This is a genomic window from Prevotella sp. SGI.167 (assembly GCF_050313615.1).
In the GTDB taxonomy this organism is placed as follows: domain Bacteria; phylum Bacteroidota; class Bacteroidia; order Bacteroidales; family Bacteroidaceae; genus Prevotella.
The window spans coordinates 1-222 of sequence record NZ_JBNPLT010000168.1; the positions used below are offsets into that span (position 1 = coordinate 1).

Below are 222 nucleotides of genomic sequence, written 5' to 3' on the forward strand. Positions count from 1 at the left end.
AGGATTATCCACCTTGTCTTCCGTAGAATAAGGCACCTTCTTGTTTGAACCATAAACAGAAGATGAAGAGGCATAAACCAGATGCTCTACCTCATGATGACGGCAAGCCTCCAGGATATTGTAAAAACCTATCAGATTACTCTGTACATAAGCATCCGGATTCGTGATAGAATATCTCACGCCAGCCTGAGCAGCGAGATTCACCACCACCTTTGGCTGATG

The 222-nt window shown here is 44.6% G+C and carries 1 protein-coding gene; it reads right to left on the reverse strand.

Going from position 1 to position 222, the window contains the following annotated elements:
* A partial coding sequence (locus ACQRBJ_RS16365) for a GDP-mannose 4,6-dehydratase (RefSeq protein WP_445304275.1) occupies nucleotides 1-222 on the reverse strand: 222 nt, incomplete at both ends.